The following is a 12,729-nucleotide window of genomic DNA, read 5'->3' on the forward strand; positions in this document are numbered from 1 at the left end:
CGCGTCAGATGCGTGTACGTGCGCAAGCGGTCCTGTCACCCTATGCAACCGGCCCGAGCGCGTGCGAAGTTCCCGTACCGTACGCCCGTGTACCGGGCTCGGTCCCCGTCATTCCCCGCGCGAGCGGCGGGGAACGGCACGGACCGGCCCCGACCGCCGGGTCGGGGAACCGGTTGTCAGCGCCGCGGTCCACAATGGTCCGCGTCAGAGCCGCCTCCGCACCGGCCGGGTCCCGCCCCGGGCCGCCGGCGCGGAATGCACAGAAGGAGCCGCAGCCGCGATGGCCCCCCGCAGTACGAAGACACAGCCGGACGATTTCGAGGAACGGATCCTCGACATCGACGTCGTCGACGAGATGCAGGGCTCCTTCCTGGAGTACGCCTACTCGGTCATCTACTCGCGGGCGCTGCCCGACGCCCGCGACGGGATGAAGCCCGTGCAGCGGCGCATCCTCTACCAGATGCACGAGATGGGCCTGCGTCCCGACCGCAGTTACGTCAAGTGCGCCCGGGTCGTCGGCGAGGTGATGGGCAAGCTCCACCCCCACGGCGACTCCGCGATCTACGACGCGCTGGTGCGCATGGCCCAGCCGTTCTCCATGCGGCTGCCGCTGGTCGACGGCCACGGCAACTTCGGCTCGCTGGGCAACGACGACCCGCCCGCCGCGATGCGGTACACGGAGTGCCGGGCCGCACCCGCCGCGGGCCTGATGGTCGAGTCGATCGACGAGGACACGGTCGACTTCGCCGCCAACTACGACGGCAGCGAGCAGGAGCCCGGCGCCCTGCCGGCCGCCTACCCCAACCTGCTCGTCAACGGCTCCTCCGGCATCGCCGTCGGCATGGCGACGAACATGGCTCCGCACAACCTCGGCGAAGTCATCGCCGCCGCCCGGCACTTGATCAAGCACCCGGGCGCCGACCTCGAGACGCTGATGCGCCATGTGCCGGGCCCGGACCTGCCCACGGGCGGGCGGATCGTCGGCATGGACGGCATCAAGGACGCATACGCGAGCGGCCGCGGCAGCTTCAAGATGCGCGCGACGGTCGCCGTCGAGCAGGTCACACCGCGCCGCAAGGGCCTGGTCGTGACGGAGCTGCCTTTCACCGTCGGCCCGGAGAAGGTCATCTCCAAGATCAAGGACCTGGTCAACTCCAAGCGCCTGCAGGGCATCGCGGACGTGAAGGACCTCACCGACCGGGCGCACGGGCTGCGTCTGGTCATCGAGGTGAAGAACGGCTTCAATCCGGAGGCCGTCCTGGAGCAGCTCTACAAGCTGACGCCCATGGAGGAGTCCTTCGGCATCAACAACGTGGCGCTGGTGGACGGCCAGCCGCTCACGCTCGGCCTGAAGGAGCTGCTGGAGGTCTACGTCGACCACCGCTTCACGGTGGTCCGCAGGCGCAGCGAATTCCGGCGCGGCAAGCGGCGCGACAGGCTGCACCTGGTCGAGGGCCTGCTGGTGGCGCTCGTCGACATCGACGAGGTCATCAGGATCATCCGGTCGAGTGAGAACGCGGCACAGGCCAAGGAGTCGCTCATCGCCCGCTTCGGCCTCAGCGACGTGCAGACGCAGTACATCCTGGACACTCCGCTGCGCCGCCTGACCAAGTTCGACCGCATCGAGCTCGAGAGCGAACGCGACCGGCTGCGTGCGGAGATCGAGGAGCTGACCCGGATCCTCGACTCCGACGCGGAGCTGCGCAAGCTCGTCTCGGGCGAACTCGCCCAGGTGGCGAAGAAGTACGCCACGCCGCGCCGCACCGAGCTGCTGGAGTCGGCCGGCGCTCCCGTCGCGTCCGTACCGCTGGAGGTCGCCGACGATCCGTGCCGGGTGCTGATGTCCTCGACGGGGCTGCTCGCCCGTACGGTCAACGGCGAACCGGCCTTCGCCCAGGAGGCGAAGCGCGCCAAGCACGACGTGATCGTCTCCGCCGTGCCCGCGACGACGCGCAGCGAGATCGGCGTCGTCACCTCGGCGGGGCGGCTGCTGCGGCTCCCCGTCGTCGACCTGCCGCAGCTTCCGGAGTCGGCGACGGCGCCCAACCTGGCGGGCGGCGCACAGATTTCGGAGTTCCTGACCCTGGAGGACGAGGAGCGCGTGATCTGTCTGACCACGCTGGACGAGTCCTCGCCCGGCCTCGCGCTGGGCACCGAGGCGGGCGTGGTGAAGCGGGTCGTCCCCGACTACCCGTCGCACAAGGAGGAGTTGGAGGTCATCTCGCTCCGCGAGGGGGACCGCGTCGTGGGCGGCGCGGAGCTTCGTACGGGCGAGGAGGACCTGGTCTTCATCACCGACGAGGCGCAGTTGCTCCGCTACGCGGCGAACCAGGTCAGGCCGCAAGGGCGTGCGGCGGGCGGCATGGCCGGCATCAAGCTCACGGGCGAGGCGAAGGTGATCTCCTTCACCGCCATCGATCCGGCCGTGGACGCGGCGGTCTTCACGCTCTCCGGATCGCACGGCACGCTGGACGACTCGATCAGTACGGCCAAGCTCACGCCGTTCGACCAGTTCCCGAGGAAGGGGCGCGCGACGGGGGGTGTGCGCTGCCAGCGGTTCCTGAAGGGCGAGGACTCGCTGACCCTGGCGTGGGCGGGGCCCGTTCCGGCCAAGGCCGCGGCGCAGAACGGCACTCCGGCGGAGCTGCCCGAGATGGATCCGCGCAGGGACGGTTCAGGGGTGCCGCTGAAGAAGCCGGTCGCCGTGGTGGCGGGGCCCGTGTAGGGGCCGCGCCGGGGCGGACGGGACGAGCGCCGCGCCCTGCGGGACAGGGCGCGGCCGGGTGCAAGGTGCGCACGGCCGGCAGTCGGGCGCAGCGGGTCGGTCAGTGCTCCGCGCCGGGGCCGGTGGCGAAGCCCGCGTCGTCGAGGCCGGTGTCCGACTCGGCGTCGAACTCGGCGTCGAACTCGGCCTCGGCGGCGGGCACTTCGGCATCGGGGCCGTCCGGTCCGTCGTCGACGGCCTCCACGTACCGCAGTACGCCCCACATCGCGTGCGGGTCCCGCGGGCCGGAGTCGTCGGTGACGACGCACCCCGTAAGTTCCTTGCGCAGCGCCTCGCCATCGGTCCCGGCGCCGATCAGCACGAGCTGCGTCAGGCCCTCTTCGCCCGTCCGCCGCCGCGAGGGTGCGAAGCGGAGGAATCCGCCTACGGCGTGCACGGTGTATCTGTTCACGGGGTCGGCCGTCCCGAAGTCGACGAAGCCCTTGATCCGGTAGAGGCCTGACGGGCGGCTGTCCAGGAAGCCCAGGAAGCGCCTGGGATCCAAGGGCTTCGCCGACGTGAACTCGACGCTCTCGTACGCCGCGTGCAGATGACCGGAGTGGTCCGCGCCCCTGCCCTCGCCCCGTTCGTCACCCCGGCATTCGCCCGCACCCGGCTCCGCGGCGTCGTCGTCGGCCTCGTCGTCCGTCTCCCGCCACAGAACGTCGAAGGAGAGCTGCTCGACGGGCGGGCGCGGCCGGTGCACGGGGTCGAAGAGCAGCGCGGGATCGATCCGCCCGTGTGCGGCGGGCACGACGGGTCTCCCGGGGGCGATCCTCTCCAGCGTCGTCCGCAGCCGGCGCAGTTCCCGCTCGCCCACCCGGTCCGCCTTGCCCAGCACCACGAGGTCGGCGGCCCGCACATGCCGCTCCAGCTCTGGATGGCGCGTACGGACGTGCTCGAACTCGGCACCGTCGACGACCTCGACGAGCCCGCCGTAGACGATGTGCTCGCTTCCGGAGGCGAGGATCATGCGGATCACGGTCTCGGGTTCCGCCAGACCGCTGGCTTCCACGACGATCACGTCCATGCCTGCCGACGGGTGCGCGAGCCGGTCCAGCACCACGTCCATGTCGCTCGTGTCCACCGCACAGCACAGGCATCCGTCGCCGAGTGGGACCGTCGAGTCGGCCTGACCGGCCACCGTCATGGCGTCGATCTCGATGCTGCCGAAGTCGTTGACGACCGCGCCGACGCGGGTGCCGCCGCTGTGCCGCAGCAGGTAGTTGAGCAGGGTGGTCTTGCCCGAGCCGAGGAAGCCCGCCAGGACGATGACCGGTACGCGCCGTGGACGGGCCACGAGTGATCCTCCGAGGTGTGCGAGGTACGGGGCGGCTGCCGATCGTACGCGGCGATGCCGCACGTCACAGCGCACAGCTCCACCGACCGGTTACGGTCCTCACAGGGCATGCCCCCCTCCCGCCCTGCCTGCCCCGCGGCCGTCCCCGCCCCCGATTCTCCGTCCCGCAGAGCACCGAGGTCTCCGTGACCGCTCCATTCGAAGCTTCCACCCCCGAGCCCCGCACCGGAGCCGGCGCCGGAGCGCTTTCCGGTGCCGTCCCAGGCAGCGGAGCGGCTGCCTCACCGGAGTCGCCGGCCGAGTCGCCACAGGGAACGCCACAGGGAACGCCGCCGGGGACGCCGACAGCAGCACCGTCGGGCCGGCGGCGCCTGTCCGCGTCCCTCGGCCGTGTCCGCTGGCCGCAGCGGGTCTTCGCCCAGGTGCTGCTGATGCAGCTGGCGCTCGCCACCGGCGTCACCGCCCTGGTCACGGGCTTCTTCCTGGCTCCCCTCAGCGACGAGCTGGACGAGCGAGCGATGGACCGTGCCCTGGCCATCGCGCAGACGACCGCCGCCCGGCCCGAATTCGCGCACGGCCTCACCACCGGGCCCGGCCCCACCCCCCACGGCCCCGTCCAGCGGCGGGCCGAGCAGATACGCAAGGCCACCGGGGCCGGCTACGTCGTGGTGCTGGACACCCGCGGTATCCGCTGGTCGCACCCCGAGCCGCGCCGGGTCGGACGGCACGTCTCCACCGATCCGGGCGCCGCACTCGCCGGACACGAGGTGCGCCATATCGACGAGGGCACCCTGGGCCGCTCCGCCCGCGGCAAGGTACCGCTGCGCGACGAGCACGGCGAGGTGATCGGGGCGGTCTCCGTCGGCATCGCGTACGACGGTGTACGTGAGCGGTTCCTCGAAGCGGTGCCGGAGCTGCTCGCGTACGCGGGCGGGGCGCTCGCCGTCGGCGTCCTCGCCTCCCTGCTCGTCTCCCGCAGACTGCAGCGGCAGACCCACGACCTGGCCTTCTCCGACATCTCCTCCCTCCTGGACGAGCGGGAGGCGATGCTGCACGGCATCCGCGAGGGCGTCGTCGCCCTCGACGCGGACGGCAGGATCAGGCTGGTCAACGACGAGGCACAGCGGCTGCTGGAGCTGCGTCCCGAGGACACCGGCCGGCCGCTGGCAGAGGTGCTCGGGCCCGGACGCACCGCGGACGTGCTGTGCGGCAGCGTCACCGGCGCGGATCTGCTCACCGTCAGCGGCGGCAGGGTGCTCGTCGCCAACCGCATGCCCACGGACGACGGGGGCGCGGTGGCCACCTTCCGCGACCGTACGGAGCTGGAACTGCTCGGCCGCGAACTCGACGGTTCCCGCGGCCTGATCGACGCCCTGCGCGCGCAGGACCACGAGCACGCCAACCGGATGCACCTGCTGCTGGGGCTGCTTCAGCTGGAGCAGTACGAGGAGGCTGCCGCGTATCTCAGCGAGGCCGTCGGTGTGCAGCGGGCCACGGCGGAGCAGATCGCCGAGCGCGTTGAGGACCCACTGCTGGCCGCGCTGCTGGTGGGGAAGGCGACGGTGGCCGCCGAGCGCGGGGTCGCTCTGCGCCTCACATCTGACACGCGTCTGCCCGACCGGCTGGTCGACCCCCGTGAACTGGCCACCGTGCTGGGGAACCTCGTCGACAACGCGCTGGACGCGGCGGCGGGTTCGGCGGACGCCCTGGTCGAGGTGGAGCTCCACACGGAGCCCGTCTCGGTCGCGGAGATCGCCGACGCCGACAAGGCTGACGCCCGGGGAAAGGACCTCGACGAATGCGAAGCCGAGGCCGAGCCTGAACCCGGGGCCGAAGCCCCGGCCGAAGACGAGGACGGCGGCACCGGCATCGTCCTCAGGGTGACCGACAGCGGCCCCGGAATCCCTTCCGGCCAGCGTGAGCTGGTCTTCGCCGAGGGGTGGTCGACAAAGGACCCGCCCCCGCACCGTCAGCGGGGGCTGGGCCTGGCGCTTGTTCGCCGGCTCGCGGAGCGCCACGGCGGCACGGCACAGGTCGGCGAAGCGGCCTGCGGAGGCGCGGAGTTCACGGTGGTACTGCCGCAGGCGCTGCATCCGGCGGGCGCACCGGTGTGAGCCCGCCGGAGTCCGGACCGGCGCCCGGCAACGCCGGCCCGGAGACTCGTGCCACGGTCGGCAGCATCCGCACGGCACCTGTCAGTCGCCCTGCCAGTCGCCCTGTCAGGTGCCGACTGACAGGTGCCGACTGACAGGTGTCAGTTGCCGCCGGTCACGCGGACGTAGTCGACGACGAGCTGCTGCGGGAAGGTGGTGCTGCCGTCAGGGTCACCCGGCCAGTAGCCGCCGACTGCGAGGTTGAGGATCATGAAGAAGGGGTGGTCGAAGACCCAGCGGTCGCCGCCCAGGTCGGCAGGCGTGCGGGTCTGGTATTCGTTGCCGTCGACCGACCAAGTGATCTTCTCCGGTGACCAGTCGACGGCGAAGGTGTGGAAGTCGTCGGAGAACTTCTGCCCGTCCGGCAGGGAGTAGCCGGCGCCGATGCCTTCTCCTCCGGAATACCCGGGCCCGTGGATCGTGCCGTGCACCGTGCTCGGTTCGGATCCGATGTTCTCCATGATGTCGATCTCGCCGCAGCCGGGCCAGCCCGTGCTGCCGATGTCCTCACCCAGCATCCAGAACGCGGGCCACATGCCCTGCCCCTGGGGGACCTTCATGCGGGCTTCGGCGTGCCCGTATGTGGTGGTGAAGGTCTTCGCCGTGTTGAGCCGCGCAGAGGTGTACTCGCACGGCCCGTACCAGCAGCTGTAGTTGCCCGGGTTCTCCTTCTTGGCGGTGATGACGAGGTTCCCGTTGCCGTCCAGCGCCGCGTTGTCCGTTCCGGATGTGTAGTACTGGCGCTCGTGGTTGCTGACGTTGTCGCCGGTCTCCAGCTGCCACTTCGATCCGTCGACGGGGCTCCCGGCCGGCCCGTCGAAGTCGTCGCCGAACTCCGCGGCCTTGGCCGAGTGCCCGCCGGTGGGAGGTACGGCGGCGTTCGCGGATGTCGTCAGCAGCGGGGTCGCGGCCAGGACGAGTGCGGCGAACAGCCCGGCCGTCAGGGATGTCTTGGATCTCATCGAGCGGTGCCTTCCTGTGGGGAGGGGCCACACGCGGCGGCCCAGAAGGTCCCGGTCGCTGGGGCGGCCGGGTCGCGCTCCGGCAGTCCGAAGGACGAGCCGCGCCCCGGTGAACGGCTGCGAGGCGAACGGCAGTTGGCCCGGCAGTAGCAGGGGGAGGCGGACCGCATCGATGGGCATGCCGTCATCTCTTGAAGACAATCTCCGGCGCCGCGACACCGATGTCAATAGGTCCGGACCTATCTCGGCCCTCGCCTTCACAACTTGGCCGCATCCACCGGCACACGCGCGCACGCACCGTGCCCGACCGCGCCCACGCCAAGCCGGCCAAGCCCGGCCGTGCGGCGTCACACGGCTCCGGCTCCCGTCAGCGAACGCACCTCGGTCTCCGCGTGCCTGGCGTCGTCCGCCACCTCCCGCGACGTGACGGTGCCGAGCCACCCGAAGAAGAACCCGAGCGGAATAGCGACCACCCCGGGGTTCTCCAACGGGAAGACGGCGAAGTCCAGTTGGGGGAAGAGGGCGTCCGGCCCGCCCGAGACGACCGGCGAGAGCACCACGAGCACGAGAGCCGGGACCAGCCCGCCGTACACCGACCAGACCGCTCCCTTGGTGGTGAACCGGCGCCAGAACAGGGCATAGAGCAGCACCGGCAGATTCGCGGCGGCGGCGACGGCGAACGCCAGACCGACCAGGAACGCGACGTTGAGATGCTGAGCGAGAAGCCCGAGCCCGATCGCGGCGACGCCGACCCCGACGGCGGCGACCCGGGCGACACCCACCTCCCCGCGCGCACCGCGCTTGCTCAGCGAGGCGTAGAGATCGTGGGCGACCGACGCGGACGAGGCGAGCGTGATCCCCGCGACGACGGCGAGGATCGTGGCGAAGGCGACCGCCGCGACGACTGCGAACAGCACCGCGCCTCCAGTCGACCCGGCTCCCCCTCCCAGCTCCAGCGACAGCAGCGGCACCGCCGTGTTCCCCGCCGCATCGGAACCGCGCAGGGCGCCGCTGCCCAGCAGGGCCGCGGCCCCGAACCCGAGCACGATCGTCATCAGGTAGAAGGCGCCGATCAGCCCGATCGACCAGACGACGGAGCGGCGCGCGGCACGCGCCGTGGGCACGGTGTAGAAGCGGGAGAGGATGTGCGGCAGCCCCGCCGTCCCCAGTACGAGCGCGAGGCCGAGGCTGATGAAGTCCAGCCGGTGTGTCCACTCGCCGCCGTAGCGCAGCCCGGGCGCGAGGAAGTCCCGTCCGTGGCCGCTGCGTTCGGCGGCACCGCTCAGCAACGCGCCCAGGTCGCCGCCGAAACGCGTCAGCACCAGCACCGTCAGCGTGACGGCTCCGCCCAGCAGCAGCACCGCCTTCACGATCTGAATCCACGTGGTCGCACGCATGCCGCCGCACGAGACGTAGACGACCATGAGCGCGCCCACCCCCACCACCGTCCAGGAACGCGCCGCACCGCTCGCACCTCCCAGCAGCAGCGCCACGAGACTGCCCGCACCGACCATCTGCGCGACGAGGTAGAGCACGGAGACGGTCACGCACGAGACGCCCGAGGCGATACGGACCGGGCGCTCGCGCAGCCGTGCGGTGACGACGTCCGCCAGCGTGAACCGACCGCAGTTGCGGACGAGTTCGGCGACGAGAAGCAGCACCACCAGCCACGCGACCAGGAAGCCGACCGCATAGAGCATGCCGTCGTAGCCGTAGAGAGCGATGAGACCGGAGATTCCGAGGAACGAAGCGGCCGACATGTAGTCGCCGGCGATGGCGAAGCCGTTCTCCATCGGGCTGAAGAGGCGTCCGCCCGCGTAGAACTCCTCCGGCGAGCCCTGTCGTCGGCGGCCCGCCCAGGTGGTGATGGCCAGGGTGACGGCGATGACGGCGCTGAAGAGCACCAGCGTCAGAGTCTGATGAGTGCCGGTCAACGCAGGTTCTCCCAGGCGGTACGGGGGGCGGGGGCGCCGACGTGCGCACGGGTCATGTCCTGTGTCTCCCAGCGGAGTTCGAGCGCGAGCGCGTCCCGCCGCAGCCGTGCGTGACGCACGTACGCCCACGTCAGCAGGAAGGTGCTGGCGAACTGCGCGAGGCCGGCGGCCATGGCCACGTTGAACACACCGGCCACGGGGCGGGCCATCAGCTCCGGCGCGGCGGTCGCGGTGACGACGTAGGCGAGATACCAGGCCAGGAACGCCACGCTGACGGGCAGCACGAAGCGCCGGTAACGCCGCCGCACCTGCTGGAAGGCGTCGCTGCGCTGAACCGCGAGATAGACGGCAGCGTGCGCATCGCGCGTCTGCGCGCCACGGACCTGCGCGTCACGGCCGGGCAAGTCACCGAATCCCGGGGATGCTTCAGGCTCTGCGGACTCTGCGGACTCTGCGGAGTCACCGCCTCCGGTGACGCCCCCGGCGCCTGAACCTGTGCACTGCTCACGGCCAGGGAACCGGACCGCGGCCGTGGTGCCCGCAGCGAGCGGTGCGTCGTGGTCACTCCAGCCGGAGGCCACGGCGTCGTACCAGGGATCATCGGTGCGCATGGCCCAAGGATGGGCACGCACAGAAGATCACGGATGGGGCATCCCGGACTGTTCACCCCTTCAGGTGACTTACCGGGTAGCCGTATATGACCACGACACGATCGCACTCTCCGGCGCCCTCTCCGGGCGGGCGCCGGAGCCGCGTCTCAGACGTCGATACGTGCGCGGTCCAGCGTCGCCGCGGAGGAGCTGATGAACTCCCTGCGGGGTGCGACCTCGCTGCCCATCAGCAGATCGAAGGCCGTCTCCGCCGCCTCCAGATCGCTGATGTTGATACGGCGCAGCGTGCGGTGACGCGGATCCATGGTGGTCTCCGCGAGCTGCCCGGCGTCCATCTCACCGAGGCCCTTGTACCGCTGGATCGAGTCCTTGTACCGCACCTTGGTGCGCTCCAGTTCGAGCAGCGTCTGCCGCAGCTCGTTGTCGGAGTAGGTGTAGATGTACTTCTCCTGCCCCTTCTTGGGACTGACCAGTTCGATCCGGTGCAGCGGGGGCACCGCCGAGAAGACACGGCCCTCCTCGATCATCGGCCGCATGTAGCGCTGGAAGAGGGTGAGCAGCAGGATGCGGATGTGCGCGCCGTCCACGTCCGCGTCGGCGAGGAAGATGACCTTGCCGTACCGCGCCTGGTCGATGTCGAAGGTCCGCCCGGACCCGGCTCCTATCACCTGGATGATCGATCCGCATTCCGCGTTCTTCAGCATGTCCGAGACAGAGGACTTCTGGACATTGAGGATCTTGCCGCGGATCGGCAGCAGTGCCTGGAACTCGGAATTGCGGGCCAGTTTGGCGGTGCCCAGCGCCGAGTCGCCCTCGACGATGAACAGTTCGCTGCGGTCGACGTCGTCACTGCGGCAATCGGCCAGCTTGGCGGGCAGCGAGGACGATTCCAGTGCAGTCTTCCGCCGCTGCGCCTCCTTGTGCTGACGCGCGGCGATGCGCGTACGGGCCGCCGCGGCGATCTTCTCCAGCACGGCACGCGCCTGCTGCTTGGCGTCCCTCTTGGTCGAGGTCAGGAAGTTCTTGAGCTCCGTGCTCACGACCTGCGCGACGATGCGGGAGGCCGCCGAGGTGCCCAGCACCTCCTTCGTCTGACCCTCGAACTGGGGCTCGGCCAGCCGCACGGTCACCACCGCGGTGAGGCCCTCCATCGCGTCGTCCTTGGATACGTCGTCCTCGGCGACCCGCAGGATCTTCGTGGAGCGCAGCGCCTCGTTGACGGTCTTGGCCACGGACCGCTCGAATCCGGAGACGTGGGTGCCGCCCTTGGGAGTGGCGATGATGTTGACGAAGGACTTCAGGGTGGAGTCGTAGCCCGTGCCCCAGCGGAGCGCGATGTCGACGACCAGTTCGCGCTGGACCTCAGTGGGGATCATGTGGCCGCGGTCGTCGAGGACCGGCACCGTCTCCTTGAACTGGCCCTTCCCCTGCAGGCGCAGCACGTCGCTGACGGGCTTGTCCTGCGCCAGGTACTCGCAGAACTCGCTGATGCCGCCGTCGTAGCGGAAGATCTCCTCCGAGACGTCCTGCCCGTCCAGTCTCCGCTCGTCCCGCACGATCAGCGTGAGTCCCGGTACGAGGAACGCGGTCTGCCGGGCGCGCCCGTGCAGCGTCTCCAGGGAGAGCCTCGCGTCCTTGAGGAAGATCTGCCGGTCCGCCCAGTAGCGCACGCGCGTACCGGTGCGGCTCTTCGGCAGCTTCTTGCCCTTGCGCAGCCCGCTCGCGGGATCGAAGGGGGCGTCCGGGCCGGACTCGGTGAAGATGCCGGGAACGCCGCGGCGGAAGCTGATGGAGTGCGTACGGCTGCCGCGGTCGACCTCGATGTCCAGCCGGGAGGAGAGCGCGTTGACGACGGAGGCGCCCACTCCGTGCAGGCCGCCCGAGGCCGCGTAGGAGCCGCCGCCGAACTTCCCGCCCGCGTGCAGCTTCGTCATCACGACCTCGACGCCGGACAGCCCGGTCTTGGGCTCGACGTCGACGGGGATGCCACGGCCGTTGTCACGGATCTCCACCGAGCCGTCCTCGTACAGGACGATCTCGATCCGGTCGCAGTGCCCGCCCAGGGCCTCGTCGACGGAATTGTCGATGATCTCCCACAGGCAGTGCATGAGACCGCGGCTGTCCGTGGATCCGATGTACATGCCGGGGCGCTTGCGCACCGCTTCGAGCCCCTCCAGGACGAGCAGGTGCCGCGCGGTGTAGTTCGTGCCGCCGTCCCTGTCTGCCCCGGCGAGCAGCGCGGTGGACGGCTTGGTGTTCCCCCTGCCGGAGGCCAGGGAAGAGTCGGCGGTCACGCGGTTCGCTCCTCGCTGAATTCTGCTTGTGGTGGCTGGTTGCCGCGTCAGAGGGTACCGAGACTGCAGGACAGGGCGTGCCGCGCCACCCATGAAGGCATACATGGTAGCCGAATCTCGTTCGTACGTTCGATAACACGATGGGGTGACGCACACATCACGTTCCCTTTGGCGCATGAACCATTTAGGCTCCGGGCACGTCCCCTTCAACACGGGAACACTGCACAGACAAACAACTGGACAACAGCAACCAAGCACCCTGACCACGAAGCAATCCACGCAATACGGCTCATTCGCCGCCACCCGGCAACATGCAGCCGCCCCGGGGAGAAATCTTCGAGGATCGGTCGACAGCGGGAACGTTTTCGACCTGGTTGGATGTTGACCCTGGTACGACAGCTCGTCGAGCTAGAGAAGAGGCGACGTGACTACTGTTCTGACCCCCGCGACTCCGTTGACGGCCGCCGACCGCTGCGACCGCTGCAACGCCCAGGCCTACCTGCGCGTCGTACTGCTCAGCGGCGGAGAGCTGCTGTTCTGCGCACACCACGGGCGTAAGTTCGAGCCGGAGCTCAAGAAGATCGCCGCGGAGATACAGGACGAGACGGAGAAGCTCACCGCTCCTGCCGGCAGTGAGGCCGGCGAGGGCTGAGTGTCCTGACCTGACAAGACGTCCCGAACCGACGAGCTCGGACCGGCTGAAGGCCGGAA

At 70.0% G+C, this 12,729-nt stretch carries 8 protein-coding genes; 3 read left to right on the plus strand and 5 right to left on the minus strand.

Going from position 1 to position 12,729, the window contains the following annotated elements:
- The first annotated feature begins 280 nt into the window (after positions 1-280).
- Positions 281-2,725, plus strand: a complete 2,445-nt coding sequence (locus ACSMXX_RS06425; RefSeq protein ID WP_473183072.1) for a DNA gyrase/topoisomerase IV subunit A — start codon at positions 281-283, stop codon at positions 2,723-2,725.
- 100 nt (positions 2,726-2,825) lie between these two features.
- Here ACSMXX_RS06425 and ACSMXX_RS06430 read toward each other — a convergent pair whose 3' ends face one another.
- Positions 2,826-4,064, minus strand: coding sequence for a CobW family GTP-binding protein (locus ACSMXX_RS06430; RefSeq protein ID WP_473183073.1), 1,239 nt, complete (start codon positions 4,062-4,064; stop codon positions 2,826-2,828).
- Positions 4,065-4,435: 371 nt separating this feature from the next.
- Between ACSMXX_RS06430 and ACSMXX_RS06435 the strand changes: the two genes are divergently transcribed.
- Complete coding sequence (locus ACSMXX_RS06435; protein ID WP_473184664.1) at positions 4,436-6,178, plus strand: ATP-binding protein; 1,743 nt, start codon at positions 4,436-4,438, stop codon at positions 6,176-6,178.
- Positions 6,179-6,318: 140 nt separating this feature from the next.
- Here the strand turns inward: ACSMXX_RS06435 and ACSMXX_RS06440 are convergent, their stop codons facing one another.
- From ACSMXX_RS06440 to ACSMXX_RS06455, 4 genes are all read right to left on the minus strand, one after another.
- On the minus strand, positions 6,319-7,179 hold the full coding sequence (locus ACSMXX_RS06440) for a glycoside hydrolase family 16 protein (RefSeq protein ID WP_473183074.1): 861 nt from the start codon (positions 7,177-7,179) through the stop codon (positions 6,319-6,321).
- Positions 7,180-7,526: 347 nt separating this feature from the next.
- Positions 7,527-9,113, minus strand: coding sequence for a solute symporter family protein (locus tag ACSMXX_RS06445; RefSeq protein ID WP_473183075.1), 1,587 nt, complete (start codon positions 9,111-9,113; stop codon positions 7,527-7,529).
- The gene (locus tag ACSMXX_RS06450) at positions 9,110-9,724 is read right to left on the minus strand and encodes a DUF485 domain-containing protein (RefSeq protein WP_473183076.1); all 615 of its coding nucleotides are present in this window, start codon (positions 9,722-9,724) and stop codon (positions 9,110-9,112) included. Before ACSMXX_RS06450 ends, ACSMXX_RS06445 begins: the two co-directional genes overlap by 4 nt.
- Positions 9,725-9,870: 146 nt before the next feature.
- Positions 9,871-12,018, minus strand: a complete 2,148-nt coding sequence (locus ACSMXX_RS06455; RefSeq protein WP_473183077.1) for a DNA gyrase/topoisomerase IV subunit B — start codon at positions 12,016-12,018, stop codon at positions 9,871-9,873.
- Positions 12,019-12,442: 424 nt separating this feature from the next.
- Here ACSMXX_RS06455 and ACSMXX_RS06460 point away from each other — a divergent pair, with 424 nt between their 5' ends.
- Entirely contained in the window at positions 12,443-12,670 is a 228-nt protein-coding gene (locus ACSMXX_RS06460) for a DUF7455 domain-containing protein (RefSeq protein ID WP_473183078.1), read from the plus strand.
- The last annotated feature ends 59 nt before the right edge of the window (positions 12,671-12,729 follow it).

It is taken from the genome of Streptomyces sp. DSM 116795, from assembly GCF_055792905.1.

Excerpts from the sequence above, each read along its gene's own strand:
- ACSMXX_RS06425 (WP_473183072.1), top strand. The coding sequence starts at position 281 with ATGGCCCCCCGCAGTACGAAGACACAGCCGGACGATTTCGAGGAACGG.
- ACSMXX_RS06450 (WP_473183076.1), bottom strand. The coding sequence starts at position 9,724 with ATGCGCACCGATGATCCCTGGTACGACGCCGTGGCCTCCGGCTGGAGT.
- ACSMXX_RS06440 (WP_473183074.1), bottom strand. The coding sequence starts at position 7,179 with ATGAGATCCAAGACATCCCTGACGGCCGGGCTGTTCGCCGCACTCGTC.